A 20,207-nucleotide genomic window follows, 5' to 3' on the forward strand; every position below is an offset into this window, starting at 1 on the left:
CGCCTCAGCTCGGCGGTCTCCCCCGGCCCGCCTCGACGGCGTCGCGGCGGACCCTGCGCCACCGGCCGCCCTCCTGGCCGGCGAGGCCGTGCAGCTCCAGGGCACCGAGCCCGGCGAGCAGCTCGCCCGGGGCGAGCCCGGCCGTGCGCGCCAACGCGTCCGTCGCTGCGGCGCCCCGCGCGGGCAGCACGTCCCACACCAGACGGGCGTGCTCGCCGAGCGCCTCGACCTCCGCGGGGATCCGCCGGCGCGAACGTTCGCCGCCGGCGCGCCCGGGTGCGGGCGTCCCCTCGGGCGGAGCCTGCGCCGGGGTCGCGTCGGCGTCGTACGGACCGGCGAGCTCGGCCACCTCGGCGGCATCCGTCACGCAGATCGCCGCCCCGTCCCGCAGGAGCGCGTGGCATCCGGTCGAGGTGCCCGACGTCACCGGGCCGGGCACGACGCCGAGCGGGCGCAGCAGCCGCGTCGCGTGGCGTGCCGTCGACAGCGCCCCCGAACGCCAGGCGGCCTCCACCACGACGGTCGCGCACGACACCGCGGCGATGATCCGGTTGCGGGCCAGGAAGCGTTGCTTGAACGGCGCCGACCCGGGCGGCACCTCGCTCACGACCGCCCCCGCGCCGTCCGCGAGCCGGCGCAGCAGATCCTGGTTGCCCGGCGGGTAGAAGCGGTCGACGCCCCCGGCGAGCACCGCGACGGTCAGGGCGCCTCCCGCGACCGCGCCGCGGTGGGCGGCGGCGTCGATCCCGTACGCCCCTCCGGACACGACGGCGAAGCCGCGGTCCGCCACCCCGGCCGCGAGGTCGGCCGCCACGTGGTCCCCGTAGGCGCTGGACGCCCGCGCACCGACGAGCGCGACCGATCGGGCCGTCGCGGCCGCCAGGTCCGGATCCCCCCGCACCCAGAGCGCGAACGGCTCCTCCGGACCCAGCGCGGCGAGGCCGGCCGGCCACCGGCCGTCCCCCGGCACCAGCAGCGTGCCGCCGAGCCGCTCGAGGACCCGCAGCTCCCGCCGCGGGTCCAGCCGCTCGAGCCGCGGCGCCCACCGGGCGACTCCCTCCATCAGCCGGTCGGCCGCGACCGCGCTGCCCAGCGGCTCGACCGCCGACCCCCGCAGGGCGCGCGCCGGGTCGCGGACCGCGTCGACGACCCACTCCAGCGCCGCCGGGGCGCCGAGGTGCGCGACGAGCGTGCCCGCCACCGCGTCGGCCGGCTCCGCCAGCCGGCTCCACGCGGCGCGGGCGAGCGTCGGGTCGTCCGTCGCGAAGGGCAGCCCTCCGGCGCCGCGGGACCGCGACGCGCTCATGGCCGGCGCCGCGTCCTGCGCCACGCCCGGGGGCACCTCGAGCTCACGCATGGCTCCCCCTCGTGCGCATCGTCACGGCCCTGGAGACGTCGTCGGCCGTCGGCGCGACGCGCCCCGCCAGGTCGGCGTGGGTCCACGCGATCCGCAGCACACGGTCGGCCCCACGCAGGCTCAGCACGCCCCGGTCCACCATCTGCTCGATCGGCCGCAGCACGCCCGGCGCCCCCGACCGTTCCCGGAGCCACCGCCCGGCCACCTCGGCGTTCGTCGTCCAGGGCGTCCCCGACAGTCGCTCGCGCGCCGCGGCCCGGGCCTCGGCGACCCGCGCCGCGACCACGGCCGACGCCTCCCCTTCCGACCGGGCCGTCCGTTCCGCCCGCGTCACGGGCAGGACCTCCACCTGCAGGTCGACCCGGTCGAGCAGCGGCCCCGACAGGCGACCGAAGTACCGCCGCTTCGCCGTCGGGGTGCAGGAGCAGTCCAGCCCCTTGTTCACCGACGCCATCCCGCACGGGCAGGGGTTCGCCGCCAGCACCAGCTGGAAGCGGGCGGGGTAGCGGGCGGCGCCGCCGGAGCGGTGCAGCACCAGCTCTCCCTGCTCGAGCGGCTGGCGCAGCGTCTCCAGCACGCGGGACGGGAACTCGGGCGCCTCGTCGAGGAGCAGCACCCCCCGGTGCGCTCGGGACACCGCCCCGGGCCGGGCGAGGCCGCTGCCTCCGCCGACGATCGCGGCCGGGGTGGCCGTGTGGTGCGGGTCCTCGAACGGCGGCCGGGTCAGGAGCCCGTTCCCGGGGTCGAACGTCCCGGCCACCGAGTGCACCGCCGTCACCTCGACGGCCTCCGACGGCGTGAGGTCCGGCAGGATGCCGGGCAGGCGGGCGGCGAGCATGGTCTTGCCCGCGCCCGGCGGCCCGACCAGGAGCAGGTGGTGCCCGCCTGCCGCGGCGACCTCCAGCGCCATCCGCGCCTGCACCTGCCCCACCACCTCCGCGAGGTCCCCTGGTGACCGGCGCTGCACGGTCTGCCGCGCCGCCCGGACAGGTTCCAGGACCGGCGGCTCCGCGAGCTCGCCGCCGTGCAGCAGCACCACCTCGGCGAGGCTCGACGCCGCGTGGACGCGTGCCCCGGGGACCAGTCGTGCCTCGTCCGCGTCCCCGGTCGCGACGACGACGTCGGGGCAGCCCGCCTCGACGGCCGCGGCGACCGCGGGGAGCACCCCGCGCACGGGCTGGAGGCGACCGTCGAGCCCCAGCTCCGCCAGGTGCACCACCCGGTCCAGCCCGGACCCGGGGACTACGCCGTCCCCGGCGAGGACGGCGACGGCGATGGCGACGTCGAACGACGAACCGGACTTGCGGAGCGAGGCGGGCGACAGGTTGACGGTGATCTTGCGGTGCGGCCACTTGATGCCGGTGGAGAGCACCGCGGCCCGCACGCGCTCGCGCGACTCGTTCAGCGCCGTGTCCGGCAGCCCCACCAGCGTGAAGCCGGGGACGGACGCCGCGAGCTGCGCCTGCACCTCCACGACGTGCCCGGTCAGCCCGGTGAGGGCGACGGCCGCCGTCGTCCCGAGCCCCATCAGAGCACCCCCACGAGGTGCTCGAGCTGCGCGGCACCCGCTCTCGGGAGCACCACCGCCACCACGTCGACCCGGATCTCGCGGCAGCGCACCTCCCGGTGCTCGGCCAGCCACTGCCCCGTGAGTCTGCGGATCCGGGACAGCTTGGCGGCCGTCACCGCCTCCGCCGGGTGCCCGAACGCCGTGCCGCGCCGCGTCTTCACCTCGATCGCGACCAGCACGTCGCCGTCGCGCGCGACGAGGTCGAGCTCGCCTCCCGTGCCGCGCCAGTTGCGCTCGAGCACCTCCAGGCCCTGCGCCTCGACGTAGCGCGCCGCCACCCGTTCCCCGTACCGCCCGACGGCGTCCTTCGCCCGCATCGAACCACCTCCGCGGGGAAGCCTCGCGTCGCCGCGGAGGACGACGCGCGCGCGGACCGTCGGCTGTGGACGGGGAGCGGCCGGTGCGACCTGGGGGCAGGGTCCGTGCCTCGGGACGCCTCGTGGCGTCCCGGGACGGCGAGGAAGCTAGAGGGCGAGCTCGGCCTTCGCGAGCTCCTCCACGTTGACGTCCTTGAACGTCACGACGCGCACCGACTTCACGAACCGCGCGGAGCGGTAGACGTCCCAGACCCAGGCGTCGGCCAGTCGGAGCTCGAAGTAGACCTCGCCGGCGGCGGACCGCACCTGCAGGTCCACCTGGTTGGCGAGGTAGAACCGTCGTTCCGTCTCCACGACGTACGAGAACAGTCCCACCACGTCGCGGTACTCGCGGTACAGCGCGAGCTCCATCTCGGTCTCGTAGTTCTCGAGGTCTTCGGCGCTCACGGGGCCATCCTCCCATCGGGTGCCACATCGGCGAGGCCGACGTCGAGCGTGCCCACGGTCGTGCCCGGCAGCACGTCGCCCGCGCCGTCGTCGGCCAGCGCCCGCAGGTTCCACGACCGGCGGTGCTGCGGCGTCGGGCCGAGCCGCCGCAGCGCGTCCAGGTGGGCGGGCGCCGAGTAGCCCTTGTTCTGGTCCCACGCGTACGCCGGGTACTGGCGCGCCAGGCGCACGAGCAGCCCGTCGCGCTCCACCTTGGCGAGCACGCTCGCGGCCGCGACCGAGGAGCACTGCAGGTCCGCCTTGACGAGGGTGCGCACCCCCGGCTCGGGCGCCTCGGGCCCGAGCGGGTCGAGGGCCGCGGCCTCGAACAGGTCGACGTCGCCCCGGCTCAGCCAGTCGTGCGAACCGTCGAGGAGCACCACGTCCACGTCGCCGCACGTCCGGCGGACCTGGGCCAGCGCCCGCCGCCCGGCGAGCCGCAGCGCGGCCACGATGCCGTGGGCGTCGATCTCCGCCGGCCCCGCGTGCCCGACGGCCCACGCGACACCCCAGCGCTGCAGCTGCGGCACCATCGCGACCCGTGCCGCCGGGGTGAGCAGCTTCGAGTCGGTCAGCCCCTGGGGCGCCGTCCGCGTCGCCGCGTCCACGACGACGACCCCCACGCTCACGGGCCCGGCGAGGGAGCCGCGCCCGACCTCGTCCATGCCCGCGACCAGCCGCGCGCCGCCCGTGAGCAGCGCGCGCTCCTGGCGCAGGGTCGGGCTCCGGCGCTGCTTGGCGCCGCCGCTGGCCGTGCGGCGGCGGGGCGGCGTGGGCCGGCGCACCGTCTCCGGACCGGACGTCGCCCGGACGGGCTGGACGGCGTCCTCCTCGACGCCCGGCTCGACGAGCGACGTCACGGCTCCGGGACCTTCGCGAAGACGTCGCCCGGGTTGCGCAGGAGCTTCGCGTCACCCAGCGGCCACACGGTGGCGAACGCCGACCCGACGACGTTCTGCATCGGCACGAACCCGCCGCCGGGCTTGCCCGTGTTGTAGCGGGAGTCCTGCGAGTTCTGCCGGTTGTCCCCCATGACGAACAGCATGTCGTCGGGCACCACCGTGTCGAACGGGTCCTGGCTCGGCACCGAGCCCGGCTTGATGTACGACTCCTCGTCGATCGGCTCCCCGTTGACGCTCACGCGACCCTGGTCGTCGCAGCACGTCACGTGGTCCCCGGGCGTCCCGACGACCCGCTTGATCAGGTGGTCGCCCGTCTCCTGCGGCAGCAGCCCCACGAACGTCAGCACGTTCGTCACCGCCTGCCCCACCGGGGTCCTCTCGGGCGGCTCGTACGGCGGCAACCAGCCACCCGGGTCCTTGAACACCACGATGTCGCCCCGGTTCACGTCGAACACGTCCGGCACCATGCGCGAGACCATCACCCGGTCCCCGATCTCCAACGTGTCCTCCATCGAGCCGCTGGGGATGAAGAACGCCTGCACCAGGAACGTCTTGATCAGCCACGACAGCACCAGCGCGCTGACCACGATGATCGCGGTCTCGCGCAGGACCCCGAGCCCACGGCTCGGGGCGCCGCCCGCGGCGGTCGCGGGCCGTCCCGCCCCGACCACGGCGTCGAAGCCCTCGACCCCGTCGCCGGAGCCGCTGCCCGCGGGGTCGTGGGGACGGGGCTCGCGCGCGCTGGGCCGGTCGGTCACGGGATCGGAGTCTGCCACGGACTCACTCTTTCACTCGTCACCGTCCACGGCGAAACCCGCGGCGGGGCCCCCAGACGCCCCGGAGGACGCCCGTGCGCGCACGACGTCCCCGGCTCGGAGACGACGGACGGGCGGCCCTGCCATCGGCAGGACCGCCCGTCCGGGGTTCGCGTCAAGGCGTCGCGACGCGGTGCGTCACGACGCACGGCCTCACTTCGAGGTCGGCGCGGTCTCGCGCTTCTCGCGGATCTTCGCCTTCTTGCCGCGCAGGTTGCGCAGGTAGTACAGCTTCGCCCGGCGGACGACGCCGCGGGAGACGACCTCGATCGAGTCGATGGTCGGGGCGTGCAGGGGGAACGTGCGCTCCACGCCGACGCCGAAGCTGATCTTGCGGACGGTGAACGTCTCGCGGACGCCGCCGCCCTGGCGCGCGATGACGATGCCCTGGAACGCCTGGACGCGCGAGCGGTTGCCCTCGACGACCTTGACGTTGACCTTGACGGTGTCGCCGGCGCGGAAGTCCGGGACGTCGGAGCGCAGCGAGGCTGCGTCGACGGAGTCGAGCGTGTGCATGATGTTCTCCCCGCTCTGCCACAGGTCAGGAGCAAGATCGTGGCGCGCCCGCGGGCGCGCGATGTCTGACGTATCGGTGGGTGCGTCGGCTCCTCGACCGGCGGGCTGACCAGCAGCCCGTCATGACCTCCCCTGTGGCAGAGGCCGGGTCGGCGAACACACCAGCGCCCTATTCTGCCATACGTCCCGGCACGGCTCCCGGCCCGGGCCCCGCCGCGGGGCGGAGGTGTCCGTCACGCACGTCCCAGCCCAGGCCGGACAGGACGGCCAGGTCGGCCTTGTCGAGCGCCGTCGGGTCGAGCGCGGCCACCATGTCGGGCCGCCGCGCGGCCGTCCGCTCCAGCGCCCGGTCGCGGCGCCAGCGCTCGATCCGGGCGTGGTGGCCGGAAAGGAGCACCTCGGGCACCTCGAGCCCCTCCCACTCCGGCGGCTTCGTGTACACCGGGTACTCCAGCAGCCCGGCCGCGCCGTGCGACTCCTCGACCAGCGAGTGCGGGTTCCCCACGACACCCGGCAGCAGCCGGCCGAACGCCTCGATCATCACGAGCGCGGCCACCTCCCCGCCGTTGAGCACGTAGTCGCCGATGGACAGCTCGCTGACCCGGTGGCCGGCGGCGCGGGTGCGTTCGGCGACGCGCGCGTCGATGCCCTCGTACCGCCCGCACGCGAAGACCACGTGCTCCTCGGTCGCGAGCGCCTCCGCGTGCCGCTGCGTGAAGACGTCGCCCGACGGCGTGGGCACCACCAGGTGCCCGCCGCCGTCCGCCGGCAGGACGTCGTCGAGCGCGCGGCCCCAGACGTCCGGACGCATGACCATGCCCGCTCCCCCGCCGAACGGGGTGTCGTCGACCGTGCGGTGCCGGTCGGTGGTCCAGTCCCGCAGGTCGTGCACCCGCAGGTCGAGCAGCCCCGCCCTGCGCGCCTTGCCGACCAGCGAGAGGTCGAGCGCGGCCAGGTAGTCGGGGAAGATCGAGACGACGTCGACGCGCACGTCAGGCCTCGCCCTGCTCGGTCTCGCCGTCCGCCCGGTCGACGACGACCGCGTCGGCGTCCCGGGCGAGCAGCCCGCCGGGGGGCGTCAGGACCACGCGGCCGCCCGCGACGTCGACCACCGGCACGATGGCGTGCACGAACGGCACGAGCGTGCGCTCGCCGCCGGCCTCCCGCACGACGAGCGCGTCGTGCGCGGGCAGGTGCTCGAGACCGGTCACCTCGCCGACCACGGTCCCGTCCTCGAGCTCGGCGCGCAGCCCCTGGAGCTCGTGCGGGTACCAGGCGTCGTCCTCGTCGGAGACGTCCGCCTCGACGACCAGCTCGACGCCCCGCAGCGCCTCGGCCGCGGTGCGGTCCGCCACCTCGGCGAAGGACACGAGCCAGCGGCCCTGGTGCACCCGCGCGGCCGTCACCGTCAGGGGTCCTGCATCGGCCGGCTCCGTCGCGAGGGTGAGCCCCACCGCGAGCCGCTCCTCGGGGTTGTCCGTGCGCAGGTCGAGCCCGACCTCGCCACGGAGCCCGTGCGCCCGCCCGACGCGCGCCACCACCAGCTGCATGACCACTCCTGTCTCGATCTGTTCTCGTCGGCCCGGTGACCACCGGTCCCAGCATGCCTCGCGGCAGACGACGAGGCCCGGCCCCACCGTGCAGTGGGACCGGGCCTCGTCAGAGCTACGGCAGCGGGTGCGGCACGCGTCAGCGCCGGTCGACGTCGACGACGTCGACCCGCACGGGGCCGTCCGTCGCGAGCGCGCCGACCACCGTGCGCAGCGCCTTCGCCGTCCGTCCGCCCCGGCCGATCACGCGGCCGAGGTCGTCGGGGTGCACCCGCACCTCGAGCAGGTCGCCCCGGCGCTGCGTCCGCGAAGCCACCCGGACGTCGTCCGGGTTGTCCACGATGCCGCGCACCAGGTGCTCGAGGGCCTCGGCGAGCATCAGGCCTCGGCCTCAGCCTCGGTGGCCTCGGCCGCCGGCTCGTCGGCCTTCTTCTCGGCGGCCTTCGCCTTGGCCTTCTCGGCCTCGGCGGCGACGGCCTCGACCGCGGCGGCGCTGTCGGCCTTCACGGTCTTGGTCTTGAGGGTGCCCTCGGCGCCCGGAAGACCCTTGAACTTCTGCCAGTCACCGGTGATCTTGAGCAGCGCGGCGACCTGCTCGGTCGGCTGCGCGCCGACGCCGAGCCAGTACTGCGCGCGCTCGGACTTGATCTCGATGAACGACGGCTCCTCGGTCGGGTGGTACTTCCCGATCTCCTCGATGACACGACCGTCGCGCTTGGAGCGCGAGTCGGCCACGACGACGCGGTAGTACGGGGCCCGGATCTTGCCGAGGCGCTTCAGACGAATCTTGACGGCCACTGTGGTGGTGTCTCCTGGTTCTGGTGGGGCGACCTCACGCGCCGCCGGGTGGGGTCCTGGCGGTGTCCGGAGGTCTGGACGCGACCTGCGCAGGAGAGAGGGGCCTGGGCACGCCGAGTACCCGGACATTGTGCCAGACCCGGCACGCCCGCTCCAACCTCGGTGACGCACCTCTCGCCCGCCCGCCGTGGCGGGTCAGCCCCGCACGACCTGCCCGCGCAGCACGACGGCGGTCGGGTGGCGGAGCACCTCGATGTCCTCGCGCGGGTCGGCGGGGTACACCACCAGGTCGGCGCTGGACCCCTCGACGAGCGCGCCGAAGCCCAACAGCTCGCGCGCCCGCCAGGTCGCCATCGCGACGACGTCCGCGGCCGGGATGCCGGCCGCGACCAGCTCGGCGCACTCGTCCACGACGCGCCCGTGCCCGAGCGTGCCGCCGGCGTCCGTCCCGACGAGCAGGGGCACGCCCGCCTCGTGCAGCGCACGCACGTGCTCGTACCGGCGGGCGTGCATGCGCCGCATCCGCGCCGCGTACTCGGGGTACTTCCCCTCCGCCTGCCGGGCGATCTCCTCGAAGCGGGCCACCTGGAGCAGCGTGGGGGTCACGGGGATGCGCCGCGCCGCGACCTCGTCCACGAGCGGGCCCACGACGCCGGTGCCGTGCTCGATGCCGTCCACGCCCGCGGCGAGCAGGTCGGGCACGACCTCCTCGGAGAAGGCGTGCACCGTGACGCGCGCGGCCTCCGCGTGCGCGGCGGCGACCGCCTCGATGAGCACGTCCCGGGGCCACAGCGGGCCCAGGTCGCCCGCCTCGCGGTCGATCCAGTCCCCGACCAGCTTGACCCAGCCGTCCGCGCCGCGCGCCTGGGCGCGCACCGCGTCGGGGAGCGCTCCCACGTCGTCGAGCTCGAGCCCGAAGTGCCGCAGGTAGCGCTTGGGGCGGGCCAGGTGCCGGCCGGCGCGCACGAGCCGCGGCAGGTCGGGGCGCTCCTGGACCCAGGACGTGTCCACGGGCGAGCCGGCGTCCCGCACGAGCAGGACGCCGGAGTCCCGGTCGGCGACCGCCTGGGCCTCCGCCGTCTCGTGGTCGACCGCGCCGTCCGGGCCGAGGCCCACGTGGCAGTGCACGTCCACCAGGCCGGGCAGCACCCAGCCCTCGAGCTCGCGGGTGGCGCTGCCCTGCGGCGACGGCCGGGTGAGGCTCACGCGCCCGTCGCGCACCCACATCTCGCCGACGTCGCGATCGTGGCCGAGCAGGACGTGGCCGGTGACGTGCAGCGGGACGTGCGGGGCAGACATGGTCGAAGGTTACCGAGTCGGGAGGCCGAGCCGTGGACGCCGGTCCGTACGCCTCAGCGTCCGCCGAGCAGCTTGTCGAGGCCGTCCGGCAGCTGGAGCTTCGAGAGGTCCTGCTCGGCGGGCTCGTCGCCGCCCATGCCGAACGCGGAGCCCGGCGAGGACGGCTTCGCGGCGGGACCGCCGAGCGCGCGCTGCATGGCCTCGCGCTCCTGCTGCGCCCGCTTCGCGGGGTTGCCCGACTTGCCCTTGACCTTCTTCGCCGGCGCCTGCTTGCCGCGCGCCTTCTTGCCGCCGCCGGGCATGCCCGGCATCCCGGGGACGCCGCCGGGCATGCCCGGCATCCCGCCGCCCTTGCTCATCTGGCGCATCATGTTCTGCGCCTGACCGAACCGCTCGAGCAGCTGGTTGACGGCCGTCGTCGTCTGGCCGGAGCCGCGGGCGATGCGCGCGCGCCGCGAGCCGTTGATGAGCTTGGGGTTGTCGCGCTCGGCGGGCGTCATCGACTGGATGAGCGCCTGGACGCGGTCGACCTCGCGCTCGTCGAAGTTCTCGAGCTGCTCGCGCATCTGCCCCATGCCCGGCATCATCCCGAGCATCTTCTTCATCGAGCCGAGCTTCTTCATCTGCTGCATCTGCACCAGGAAGTCGGACAGGGTGAAGTCCTCGCCCTTCTCCACCTTGGCCGCCATCTTGGCGGCCTCCTCGGCGTCGAAGGCCTTCTCGGCCTGCTCGATGAGGGTGAGCACGTCACCCATGTCGAGGATGCGCGACGCCATGCGGTCGGGGTGGAAGACCTCGAAGTCGGTGAGCTTCTCACCGGTCGAGGCGAACATGATGGGGCGGCCCGTCACCGTCGCCACCGACAGGGCGGCACCGCCGCGCGCGTCGCCGTCGAGCTTGGACAGGACGACGCCGGTGAAGTCGACACCCTCCTCGAAGGCCTTCGCCGTCGCGACGGCGTCCTGGCCGATCATCGCGTCGATGACGAACAGGACCTCGTCGGGCTGCACGGCGTCGCGGATGTCCGAGGCCTGCTGCATGAGCACCTGGTCGACGCCCAGGCGGCCGGCGGTGTCGACGATGACGACGTCGTGCTGCTTGACCTTCGCCTCGGCGACGCCGTCGCGGGCCACGCCCACCGGGTCGCCGATGACGACGTCCGTCTCGGCGCCCTGGTTGCCCGGGTGCGGCGCGTAGACCGGCACCCCGGCCCGCTCCGCGACGACGGAGAGCTGGGTCACCGCGTTCGGACGCTGCAGGTCGGCGGCGACCAGCAGCGGGGTGTGGCCCTGCTCCCTGAGCGCCAGCGCCAGCTTCCCGGCGAGGGTGGTCTTACCGGCACCCTGCAGACCCGCGAGCATGATGACCGTCGGCGGCGTCTTGGCGAACTGGAGCGGCCGGGTCTGGCCGCCGAGGATCGCCACGAGCTCGTCGTTGACGATCTTCACGACCTGCTGCGCCGGGTTCAGCGCGCCCGACACCTCGGCCGACAGGGAGCGCTCGCGCACGGCGGCGGTGAACTCGCGCACGACGGGCACGGCGACGTCGGCGTCGAGGAGCGCCCGGCGGATCTCGCGCACGGTCGCGTCGATGTCCGCCTCGGAGAGCCGGCCCCGCCCGCGCAGGTTCTTGAACGTCGCGGTGAGCCGGTCCGACAGGGAGTTGAACACCAGGCAGGTCCTCACAGAGATTCGGTCGTTGCAGCCACCTACCCTACCGGTCTGCTACCGGTCACCGGCGAGTTCCCGGCGCGCCCGCCCGGTGAGGTCGTCCACCAGGCTCGCGCGCCAGGCCGTCCACCCCGCCGGGCCCAGCGACGACGAGTCCGCCTCCGTCACGACGCGCACGACCTCCAGCAGGTCCCCGCGGTGCTCGAGCGCGTCGAGGAGCTCCGCCACCGTGGCGGGGTCCTCCAGGTCGGCGGTCGTCGCCAGCCGCGCGAGGGTGAGGTGGTGCCGCACGACGATCCCGACGTCGCGCGCCACGGCGTCGCCGAACCCCGTCCGGCGCACGATGCCGGGGGCGATGCGCGCCCCCTCCACGGAGTGGTCGGGCTCGACAGCGCCCCGCCGCTTGCCGATGTCGTGCAGCAGGGCGCCCAGCAGGAGCACCTCGGTCGGCGCCGGCGGGACGCCCCCGTCGGCGGCGACCTGGCGGCGCAGCTTGGCGGCGCGTGCCGCGGTCTCCACCAGGTGCCGGTCCACCGTGTGCCGGTGGATCGCCGCCCGTTGGGGGCGGTTGCGCACCCCGGCCCACTCGGGGACCCAGGTCGTGACCACGCCCGCCAGGTCGAGCGCCTCCCAGACCGGCACCTGCGCCGGGCCCGCGCCCAGCAGGGTGAGCAGCGAGGCCCGCGCGGCGGACGGCCACGGCTCGGGCGGGGGCGGCGACTCCGCCAGGGACTGGACGGTCACGGGCGAGAGCACGAGGCCGGTGCGCGCCGCGGTGGCTGCCGCGCGCAGGGGCAGCAGCGGGTCGTCGGCCGGCTGCGCGCCCACGGCCAGCACCAGCTCGCCGTCGTGCTCCACGAGGCCGTCGCCCACCGATCGCAGCCGCGGCGCGGACCGGCGCCCCCGGACCATGACCGGCCGGCGGACCGCGGGCCGCTGCAGCGCCTGGCGGGCGCGGCGCACCGTGGAGTCCAGCGCGTAGGAGATCTCGCGCCCCGCCTCGGCGAGGCTGGCCAGCAGCTCGTCCGGGTCGTCGTGCCCGCAGCGGGCGGCCACCTCGTCCAGGTCGGCGAGCAGGAGCTTCGTGGACCGGCGGCGCGTCACGACGTGCACCGCGTCCCGCACGTCCAGCAGGTGCGCGTACGCCCGGTCGACCCTGCCGTGCGGACGGTCGGTGAGCCATGTGGCCGCGAGCGCCGACAGCAGGACGGCGTCACGGATGCCCCCGCGCGACTCCTTGAGGTCCGGCTCGATGAGGTACGCCAGCTCCCCCGCGCGCTCGGCCCGGTCGCGAGCGCTGTGCAGCAGCTCGGGCAGGCGGCGGCGCGACGCCGAGCGCCAGTCCGTGAGGATGGCGGACGCCGCGCGGTGCACGACGACGGCGTCCCCCGCCACGGGCCGCACGTCGAGCCAGCCGACGGCGGCCGGCAGGTCGGTGGAGGCGAGGCGGCGGGTCTGGCTCAGCGAGCGCACGGCGTGGTCGACGTCCACGCCGGAGTCCCACAGCGGGTACCACAGGGCGTCGGCGACACGGGCGAGCTCGTCGGGCTTGTGCGTGCGCCCGTCGTGCACGAGCACGAGGTCGAGGTCCGACAGCGGGCCGAGCTCGCCGCGGCCCAGGCTGCCGACGGCGGCGAGCGCGAGGCCCGACGGGTCGACGTCGGCCGTGGCCGCCTCGAACAGGGGGGTGAGCCGGTCGGTGACGAGCTGCTGCAGGGCCGTGCGGCGCGCCACGCCCGACCGGCCGGGGCCGGTCAGGCCGTCGGCGGTGGCGAGCAGGTCCGCGCGCAGCGGGCCCACCGCGGCGCCGGCGCCGTCGTCGACGCGCGAGCCCCGCACCCCGGCGTCCGGGGTGCGGGGCTCGGTCGCGCCCGGCTGGTCGTCCGGGAGCACGGTCAGAGGGCCGCGTCGCCGTGCTCGCCGGTGCGCACGCGCACCACGTCGTCGAGCGTCGTGGTCCACACCTTGCCGTCCCCGATCCGGCCGGTCTGGGCGGCCTTGACGACGACGTCCACGACGGTGGGCGCGTCCTCGTCCGCGACGAGGACCTCCACGCGGACCTTCGGCACCAGGTCGACCGTGTACTCGGCGCCCCGGTACACCTCGGTGTGCCCCTTCTGGCGGCCGTAGCCGCTGGCCTCGCTGACCGTCATGCCGCGGATGCCCGCGGCCTCGAGGGCGGACTTCACGTCGTCCAGGCGGTGGGGCTGGACGACTCCGGTGACGAGCTTCATGCGCGGATCTCCCTCTTGATCTGGCCGCTGGCGGAACCCTGCGGGACGGTCTCGTAGGCGGACTCGCTGTGCACCGCGAGGTCGATGCCCCCGACCTCGGCCTCCTCCGAGACCCGCCAGCCCATGACCGCCTTGAGCGCGATCGCGATGAGGTACGTGATGATGCCGGAGAAGACGATCGCGACGACGGCGATGATCGCCTGGACGGCGAGCTGGTTCAGGCCGCCGCCGTAGAACAGCCCCGTCTCGGTGGCGAGGAAGCCGATCGAGACCGTGCCCCAGAGTCCGGAGACGAGGTGCACGCCCACGACGTCGAGCGAGTCGTCGTAGCCCAGCTTGTACTTGAGGCCCACCGCGAAGGCGGAGAGCACGCCCGCGATCGCACCGACCGCGATCGAGCCCACGGGGCTGACGGAGCCGGCGGCCGGGGTGATCGCGACGAGGCCCGCCACGACGCCCGACGCCGCGCCGAGCGACGTCGCCGAGCCGTCGCGCAGCCGCTCCACCAGGAGCCAGCCGAGCACCGCGGCCGCGGTCGCGACTGTCGTGTTGACCCACGCGAGGCCCGCGAAGCCGTCGGCCGTGAAGGCGGAACCGCCGTTGAAGCCGAACCAGCCGAACCACAGGAGGGCGGCGCCCAGCATGACGAGCGGGAGGCTGTGCGGGCGCATCGGCTCGGAGCCGAAGCCCTTGCGCTTGCCCACCACCAGGGCGAGGACCAGCGCGGCCACACCGGCGTTGATGTGCACCACGGTGCCGCCGGCGAAGTCGATCGGCGTCGCGATGGACGCGAACGGCCCGTCGCCGGACAGCAGGCCGCCGCCCCAGACCATGTGCGCCATCGGGAAGTAGCAGAGGGTCACCCACACGGCCACGAAGACCATCCAGGTGCCGAACTTGGCGCGGTCCGCGATCGCGCCGGAGATCAGCGCGACGGTGATGATGGCGAACGTGGCCTGGAAGCCGACGCCCACGATGCCCGGGACGCCGAAGTCGTCGATCACGAACTCACCGGCGGCGTCGTAGATCGCGCCCGACAGCCCGAACTGGTCGAACGGGTTGCCGACGATCCCGCCGAGGTCGGCGCCGTAGGACATCGACCAGCCCCACAGCACGTAGACGACGCCGACGACGGCGATCGCGCCGAACGACATCATCATCATGTTCAGCACGGACTTGCCGCGCACCATCCCGCCGTAGAAGAGCGCGAGTCCAGGGGTCATCAGGAGCACGAGAGATGCCGACATCAGCATCCACGCGGTTGCTCCGGTGTCCAGCTCCATGAGTTGTTCCTCCCTCACCAGCCGGGCGGCCGGGTCGGGCACTACCGTGGTCGGGCGGGGTTTCGCCTGGACTCTCCTGGTGTTTCGCGGGTGTGACAAGGCCTCGCCACGCGTCAACTTTGCGTTAACGGGGCCCCGTGAGCCGCGTCGGCGGGCGGAGCCGTCGCCCCGGTCAGCCGATCCCAGTCAGCCGAGCAGGCCGTCGACGAACTGCTCGGGGTCGAACGGCGCCAGGTCGTCCGGCCCCTCCCCCAGGCCCACGAGCTTGACCGGCACGCCGAGCTCGCGCTGCACGGCCACGACGATGCCGCCGCGGGCGGTGCCGTCGAGCTTGGTGAGCACGATGCCGGTCACGCCCGCGACCTCGCCGAACACGCGCGCCTGGTTGAGGCCGTTCTGCCCGGTGGTGGCGTCGAGCACGAGCAGCACCTCGGCGAGCGGCGCCTCCCGCGTGATGACGCGGGTGATCTTGCCGAGCTCGTCCATGAGGCCCGCCTTGTTCTGCAGGCGGCCGGCGGTGTCGACGAGGACGACGTCCGTGCCCTCGGTCTTGCCGCGCCGCACCGCGTCGAACGCGACGGCGGCCGGGTCGGCGCCGTCCCGGTCCGAACGGACGGTCTCCACGCCCACGCGGGCGCCCCACGTCTGCAGCTGGTCGGCCGCCGCCGCGCGGAACGTGTCGGCCGCGCCGAGCACCACCGACCGGTCCTCCGCGACGAGCACGCGGGCGAGCTTGCCGACGGTCGTCGTCTTGCCGGTGCCGTTGACGCCCACGACGAGCACGACGGCGGGCAGCCGCGTGCCGTCCTCGCCGACCGGACCGGTGGTGGCGACCTCACGGTCCAGCGCCGGGTCGACGACCTTGAGCAGCTCCTCGCGCAGCAGGTCGCGCACGGCCTTCGGGTCGCGCACGCCGAGCACGCGCACGCGGGTGCGCAGGGCCTCGAGGAGCTCCTCCGCCGGGCCGGCGCCGATGTCGGCCAGCAGCAGCGTCTCCTCGAGCTCGTCCCAGTCGTCCTCGGTGAGGTGGTCGCGCGACAGGACGCTGAGCAGCCGCGCACCGAGCGGCGACCCGGACCGGGCGAGCCGGTCGCGCAGGCGCACCAGGCGGCCGGCCACCGGCTCCGGCGTCTCGAGCGCGGGGGCCGCCGGCCCCGCCACCTCGGGCTCCGCGGCGGCCGCCTCGGGGGCGGGCTCGGCGGCGGGCCGTCCCGGCGCGGGCGCGACCGTCGTCGTGCCCTCGTCGCGCCGGTCGACCTGCTCGTCGAGGCGACGGCGGCGCGACCGCGGGACGAGCAGGGCGGTGCCGCCGCCGACCACGACGACGACGCCAAGAAGGATCCAGAGCCAGAGCAGATCAGTCACGCGCACAGTCTCCCAGAAGCGCACGACCGCGCCGCGCGACCCGGGTCGCCGCCGGGTTCACCGCCGGACCCACGGGCGGGGGGTCACTCCGGCTTGCGGACCGTCCCCACGTGCCACGAGCTGCGGGCCTGCAGGCGTGCCCGGTGCAGCGCGTCGGTGAGCTCCTCCGGGTCGACGTAGCCCGGTGCGTCCTCGATCGTCGCGGCGAAGAACTCGTCCATCCCGGTCTCGACCGGGGCAGGGGGCGCGACGCGCTTGCGCCGCAGCCCGGACCGGAAGTCGCGCAGGAAGCGACCGAGGCCGGGTGCCTCGTCGTCCTGACCCCCACGACGCTCCATGACGTTGGCCACGAGGAACACCACCGCGGCGAGAACGAGGGACCCGAGGACCCAGAGGACGAACGTGAGCATGGCGCTATTCTCCCCGCGCATCGACGGTCTCGCGCATCCGCTGGGAGATGACGGTCGTCACACCGTCGCCGCGCATCGTCACGCCGTACAGCGCGTCCGCGACCTCCATCGTGCGCTTCTGGTGGGTGATGACGATGAGCTGGGAGTCCTCCTGCAGCTCGCGGAAGATCTCCAGCAGGCGGCCCAGGTTCACGTCGTCGAGCGCCGCCTCGACCTCGTCCATCACGTAGAACGGGCTGGGGCGCGCCTTGAAGATCGACACGAGGAACGCGACCGCTGTCAGCGACCGCTCCCCTCCGGACAGCAGCGACAGCCGCTTGACCTTCTTGCCCGCCGGGCGCGCCTCGACCTCGATGCCCGTGGTGAGCAGGTCGCCCGGGTCGGTGAGCACCAGGCGCCCCTCGCCGCCCGGGAAGAGCCGGCCGAAGACCCGCTCGAACTGCTCCGCGGTGTCGCGGAACGCCTCCGCGAAGACCTGCTGCACCCGCTCGTCGATCTCCTCGACGATGTGCAGCAGGTCCTGGCGCGACTTCTTGAGGTCCGCGAGCTGCTCCGTGAGGAACTGGTGCCGCTCCTCCAGCGCCGCGAACTCCTCCAGGGCCAGCGGGTTGACCGCGCCGATGCGGGCGAGCGCACGCTCCGCCGTCGCGAGCCGCTTCTCCTGCTCCGCCCGCACGTAGGGCACGGGCTCCGGGTCCGGGTCCTCCTCGGCGGCGTCGGCGGGGCGCGCCACGGGCACGTCGTGGTGGGGGCCGAGCTCCTCGACCAGGACGTCGGGGTCGCTGCCGAGCTCGTCCACCGCCCGGGCCCGCAGCTGCTCGAGCCGCGCCACCTGCTGGGCGCGCGCCACCTCGTCGCGGTGCGCGACGTCGGTGAGGTCGCGCAGCTCGCCCGCGAGCCGGTCGGCGTCGACGCGGACCGCCTCGAGCTCCTGCTGCCGTGCGGCGCGCTCCTCGTCGGCGGCGGCGCGCTCGGCCTGGGCGCGCTCGATCGAACGGGCGAGCACGGTGAGGGCCGTGCCCGCGTCGTCGCGCACGCCGGCCGCCGTCCGTGCCTCGGCCGCGCGCTGCACCGCGCGTCGCTCCGCCTTCTCGCGGGCGGCCCGCTCCTGCGCCGCGGCCCGCGCGAGGCCCTGCGCACGGCCGGCGACGGCGCGCGCCCGCTCCTCGCTGGTGCGCAGCTCCAGGCGCGCCTCCGTCTCGGCGGCGCGCGCCTCGGTGGCGGCCGCCTGCGTCGTCTCGCGGGCCGCCTGCGCCTCGGCGACCTGCTCCTGGGTCTGCGCCGGCTCGGCCTCCGCGACCTCCAGGCGACGGGCCAGCTCGGCCAGCTCCGCCTCGTCGGCCTCCCGGCGCTCCGCCGCCTGTGCCAGCGTCGCGCGATGCCGCTCCGCCTCCGCGAGCGCGGACCGGTGCGCCGAGCCCAGCGTGCCGAGCTGCTCCGCGACGGCGGCGAGCGCCGCGTCCGACTCGTGCAGCCGCGCCAGGGTGTCGTCGTGGGCGGCCTGCGCCGCCTCGAGCCGTTCGCGCGTCCCGACCAGCTCGAAGCGGCACCGCTCGGCACGGGCCGCCGCGTCGTCGAGCCCCTCCTTGGCCTCGTCCAGCGCGGACGTCAGGTGCAGCACGCTCGGCGCGGCCGCGGAGCCGCCCCAGGCCCGCGTGGCGCCCAGCAGGTCGCCCGCCCGCGTCACGGCGACGACGGCGGGCGCCGCCTGGACCAGGGCGCGCGCCTGGGCCAGGTCGTCCACGACGACCACGTCGCGCAGCAGCGTGCGCAACGGCGCGGCCGCGGGCCCCGCCACGGTGACGACGTCGGCCGCGCGGCGTGCGCCGTCGGGCAGGTCGGCGGGGACGGCGGTCGGCCCCGACGGGCCGTCGTCCGCGCCGCCCACGACGAGCCCGGCGCGGCCGGCGTCGTCGTCGCGCAGGCGGCGCAGCGCGTCGACCGCCGCGCCGAGGTCGCGCACGGCCACGGCGTCCGCGACCGGGCCGAGCGCGGCCGTCACCGCGTCCTCGTAGCCGGGCTCGACGCCGAGCAGCGCGGCGACCGAGCCGAGCACGCCGGGCGCGGCGTCCGCGAGCAGGGCCCCCGCGCCGTCCTTGCGGTCCAGGCTGAGCTCGAGGGCCTCGACGCGCGCGCTCCAGGTGGCGCGGTCGCGCTCGGCCTCGGCCGCGCGGGCCTCGAGGTCTCCCACCGCCTCCTGCGCCTCGGCCAGCGCCGTCGTCGCCTCCTCGTGCCGGGCGTCGAGGTCCTCCTCGCCCTCCTCGGCACCCACGACCTGCACCTCGAGCGCGCCGAACTCGCGCGCCGCCGCCTCGGCCCGGCGCTCCGCCTCGGCCACGACCTCGCGCACGCGCTCCAGCTCGGCGTCGCCGGCCTCGACGCGGCTGCGGCGCGCGGCCACCTGCCCCGAGAGCCGGGCGAGGCCCTCGCGGCGGTCGGCCGCGCCGCGGTGCAGGGTCGCGAGCTCGCGCTCCGCGGCGTCCGCGGCCTTCTCGGCGTCGGTGCGGGCGGCGACGGCGGAGTCGAGCGCGGCGCGCGCGAGCTCGACCTCGCGGGTCAGCTCCGCCTCCGTGGCCCGCGCGCGCTCGGCCTGGGCCTCCAGGTCGGCCGGGTCCTGCCCCCGGTGCTCCGGCTCGGCGGCACCCAGCAGCCGCACCCGCTCGTCGGCGAGCGTGGCGAGGCCCCGCAGCCGCTCGCGCAGCGCACTCAGCGCGTGGAACGCGTCGGCCGCGCGGCCGGCGTCCGCGACCGCGGCGGACGCCGCGACCTCGAGCCGCGCCAGGTGCTCCCGCGCCCGCTCCAGGCCCTGCTCCGTCTCCTGCTGCCGCTCGCGCAGCGCCGCCTCGTCGGCCCGCTCCTGGGCCATCTGGGCGGTGAGCTGGGCCAGGTCGTCCGCGAGCAGGCGGGCCTTCGCGTCGCGCAGGTCGGCCTGGACGGTGCGGGCCCTGCGCGCCGCCTCCGCCTGCCGTCCGAGCGGCCCGAGCTGACGGCGCAGCTCCGCGGTGAGGTCCGTGAGGCGGGCGAGGTTGCCCTGCATCGCCTCGAGCTTGCGCAGCGCCTTCTCCTTGCGCTTGCGGTGCTTGAGGACGCCGGCCGCCTCCTCGACGAAGCCGCGCCGGTCGTCGGGGGTGGCGCGCAGCACGGCGTCGAGCTGCCCCTGACCCACCACGACGTGCATCTCGCGGCCGATGCCGGAGTCGCTCAGCAGCTCCTGGATGTCGAGCAGCCGGCAGGAGCTGCCGTTGATCGCGTACTCCGACCCGCCGCTGCGGAACAGCGTGCGGGTGATCGTCACCTCGGTGTAGTCGATCGGCAGGGCGCCGTCGGTGTTGTCGATCGTGAGGGACACCTCGGCCCGGCCGAGCGGCGGACGGCCGGCGGTGCCGGCGAAGATGACGTCCTCCATCTTGCCGCCGCGCAGCGACTTGGCGCCCTGCTCCCCCATCACCCAGGAGAGCGCGTCGACCACGTTCGACTTGCCCGAGCCGTTCGGCCCGACGACGCACGTGATGCCCGGCTCGAGGCTCAGCGTCGTCGCCGAGGCGAACGACTTGAAGCCGCGGAGCGTGAGCGTCTTGAGGTGCACCCGGCGAGCCTAACCGCCGGATCCCGCCGATCCGCGGAACTACGCCGGT

19 protein-coding genes are annotated in these 20,207 nt (G+C 75.4%); all 19 read right to left on the reverse strand.

Annotated elements, in window-relative coordinates; genetic code table 11:
• Positions 1-4: 4 nt before the first annotated feature.
• The 19 genes from dprA to smc all read right to left on the reverse strand — a co-directional run bounded on the left by dprA (position 5) and on the right by smc (position 20,158).
• Complete coding sequence (gene dprA, locus ACFQ8Y_RS10345) at positions 5-1,357, reverse strand: DNA-processing protein DprA (RefSeq protein ID WP_430585387.1); 1,353 nt, start codon at positions 1,355-1,357, stop codon at positions 5-7.
• A complete protein-coding gene (locus ACFQ8Y_RS10350) occupies positions 1,350-2,885 on the reverse strand; it encodes a YifB family Mg chelatase-like AAA ATPase (protein WP_430585388.1) in 1,536 nt (511 codons plus the stop codon). Before ACFQ8Y_RS10350 ends, dprA begins: the two co-directional genes overlap by 8 nt.
• Positions 2,885-3,244 (reverse strand): YraN family protein, encoded by a 360-nt coding sequence (locus ACFQ8Y_RS10355; RefSeq protein WP_430585389.1) that lies wholly within the window; start codon positions 3,242-3,244, stop codon positions 2,885-2,887. Before ACFQ8Y_RS10355 ends, ACFQ8Y_RS10350 begins: the two co-directional genes overlap by 1 nt.
• 147 nt (positions 3,245-3,391) lie before the next feature.
• A complete protein-coding gene (locus ACFQ8Y_RS10360) occupies positions 3,392-3,691 on the reverse strand; it encodes a DUF2469 domain-containing protein (protein ID WP_013838354.1) in 300 nt (99 codons plus the stop codon).
• Entirely contained in the window at positions 3,688-4,515 is an 828-nt protein-coding gene (locus tag ACFQ8Y_RS10365; protein WP_430549949.1) for a ribonuclease HII, read from the reverse strand. The genes ACFQ8Y_RS10360 and ACFQ8Y_RS10365 overlap by 4 nt, the downstream gene beginning before the upstream one ends.
• A 71-nt stretch (positions 4,516-4,586) precedes the next feature.
• Entirely contained in the window at positions 4,587-5,408 is an 822-nt protein-coding gene (lepB, locus tag ACFQ8Y_RS10370) for a signal peptidase I (RefSeq protein ID WP_430585390.1), read from the reverse strand.
• A gap of 192 nt (positions 5,409-5,600) precedes the next feature.
• Positions 5,601-5,963, reverse strand: coding sequence for a 50S ribosomal protein L19 (gene rplS, locus ACFQ8Y_RS10375; protein WP_429762293.1), 363 nt, complete (start codon positions 5,961-5,963; stop codon positions 5,601-5,603).
• A 169-nt stretch (positions 5,964-6,132) separates the two neighbouring features.
• On the reverse strand, positions 6,133-6,954 hold the full coding sequence (trmD, locus tag ACFQ8Y_RS10380) for a tRNA (guanosine(37)-N1)-methyltransferase TrmD (RefSeq protein WP_430585391.1): 822 nt from the start codon (positions 6,952-6,954) through the stop codon (positions 6,133-6,135).
• A gap of 1 nt (position 6,955) precedes the next feature.
• Positions 6,956-7,513 carry a ribosome maturation factor RimM gene (gene rimM, locus ACFQ8Y_RS10385; protein ID WP_430563325.1) on the reverse strand — a complete coding sequence of 186 codons (558 nt, stop codon included), beginning with the start codon at positions 7,511-7,513 and terminating at the stop codon, positions 6,956-6,958.
• A 139-nt stretch (positions 7,514-7,652) separates the two neighbouring features.
• Positions 7,653-7,892 carry an RNA-binding protein gene (locus ACFQ8Y_RS10390; protein ID WP_429728397.1) on the reverse strand — a complete coding sequence of 80 codons (240 nt, stop codon included), beginning with the start codon at positions 7,890-7,892 and terminating at the stop codon, positions 7,653-7,655.
• A complete protein-coding gene (rpsP, locus tag ACFQ8Y_RS10395) occupies positions 7,892-8,311 on the reverse strand; it encodes a 30S ribosomal protein S16 (RefSeq protein ID WP_430563324.1) in 420 nt (139 codons plus the stop codon). Before rpsP ends, ACFQ8Y_RS10390 begins: the two co-directional genes overlap by 1 nt.
• A gap of 195 nt (positions 8,312-8,506) precedes the next feature.
• Complete coding sequence (locus ACFQ8Y_RS10400) at positions 8,507-9,610, reverse strand: amidohydrolase family protein (protein ID WP_430549882.1); 1,104 nt, start codon at positions 9,608-9,610, stop codon at positions 8,507-8,509.
• Positions 9,611-9,663: 53 nt separating this feature from the next.
• Positions 9,664-11,280 carry a signal recognition particle protein gene (ffh, locus tag ACFQ8Y_RS10405; RefSeq protein ID WP_430585392.1) on the reverse strand — a complete coding sequence of 539 codons (1,617 nt, stop codon included), beginning with the start codon at positions 11,278-11,280 and terminating at the stop codon, positions 9,664-9,666.
• A gap of 54 nt (positions 11,281-11,334) precedes the next feature.
• Positions 11,335-13,173 (reverse strand): HD domain-containing protein, encoded by a 1,839-nt coding sequence (locus ACFQ8Y_RS10410; protein WP_430563322.1) that lies wholly within the window; start codon positions 13,171-13,173, stop codon positions 11,335-11,337.
• Positions 13,174-13,175: 2 nt separating this feature from the next.
• Positions 13,176-13,514, reverse strand: coding sequence for a P-II family nitrogen regulator (locus ACFQ8Y_RS10415; protein ID WP_430549879.1), 339 nt, complete (start codon positions 13,512-13,514; stop codon positions 13,176-13,178).
• On the reverse strand, positions 13,511-14,797 hold the full coding sequence (locus ACFQ8Y_RS10420) for an ammonium transporter (RefSeq protein WP_430549878.1): 1,287 nt from the start codon (positions 14,795-14,797) through the stop codon (positions 13,511-13,513). The genes ACFQ8Y_RS10415 and ACFQ8Y_RS10420 overlap by 4 nt, the downstream gene beginning before the upstream one ends.
• 186 nt (positions 14,798-14,983) lie before the next feature.
• Positions 14,984-16,162 carry a signal recognition particle-docking protein FtsY gene (ftsY, locus tag ACFQ8Y_RS10425; protein ID WP_430585393.1) on the reverse strand — a complete coding sequence of 393 codons (1,179 nt, stop codon included), beginning with the start codon at positions 16,160-16,162 and terminating at the stop codon, positions 14,984-14,986.
• Between the two features lie 83 nt (positions 16,163-16,245).
• The gene (locus tag ACFQ8Y_RS10430) at positions 16,246-16,572 is read right to left on the reverse strand and encodes a hypothetical protein (RefSeq protein WP_430549876.1); all 327 of its coding nucleotides are present in this window, start codon (positions 16,570-16,572) and stop codon (positions 16,246-16,248) included.
• A 4-nt stretch (positions 16,573-16,576) separates the two neighbouring features.
• Entirely contained in the window at positions 16,577-20,158 is a 3,582-nt protein-coding gene (gene smc, locus ACFQ8Y_RS10435) for a chromosome segregation protein SMC (RefSeq protein ID WP_430585394.1), read from the reverse strand.
• Positions 20,159-20,207: the final 49 nt, after the last annotated feature.

The organism is Isoptericola sp. NPDC056605 (assembly GCF_042792795.1).
GTDB lineage: Bacteria > Actinomycetota > Actinomycetes > Actinomycetales > Cellulomonadaceae > Isoptericola.

Coding starts and splice junctions, on each gene's coding strand:
- dprA (WP_430585387.1), bottom strand. CDS start 1,357: ATGCGTGAGCTCGAGGTGCCCCCGGGCGTGGCGCAGGACGCGGCGCCG.
- ACFQ8Y_RS10350 (WP_430585388.1), bottom strand. CDS start 2,885: ATGGGGCTCGGGACGACGGCGGCCGTCGCCCTCACCGGGCTGACCGGG.
- ACFQ8Y_RS10355 (WP_430585389.1), bottom strand. CDS start 3,244: ATGCGGGCGAAGGACGCCGTCGGGCGGTACGGGGAACGGGTGGCGGCG.
- rplS (WP_429762293.1), bottom strand. CDS start 5,963: ATGCACACGCTCGACTCCGTCGACGCAGCCTCGCTGCGCTCCGACGTC.
- rimM (WP_430563325.1), bottom strand. CDS start 7,513: ATGCAGCTGGTGGTGGCGCGCGTCGGGCGGGCGCACGGGCTCCGTGGC.
- ACFQ8Y_RS10390 (WP_429728397.1), bottom strand. CDS start 7,892: ATGCTCGCCGAGGCCCTCGAGCACCTGGTGCGCGGCATCGTGGACAAC.
- ACFQ8Y_RS10400 (WP_430549882.1), bottom strand. CDS start 9,610: ATGTCTGCCCCGCACGTCCCGCTGCACGTCACCGGCCACGTCCTGCTC.
- ACFQ8Y_RS10415 (WP_430549879.1), bottom strand. CDS start 13,514: ATGAAGCTCGTCACCGGAGTCGTCCAGCCCCACCGCCTGGACGACGTG.
- ACFQ8Y_RS10420 (WP_430549878.1), bottom strand. CDS start 14,797: ATGGAGCTGGACACCGGAGCAACCGCGTGGATGCTGATGTCGGCATCT.
- ACFQ8Y_RS10430 (WP_430549876.1), bottom strand. CDS start 16,572: ATGCTCACGTTCGTCCTCTGGGTCCTCGGGTCCCTCGTTCTCGCCGCG.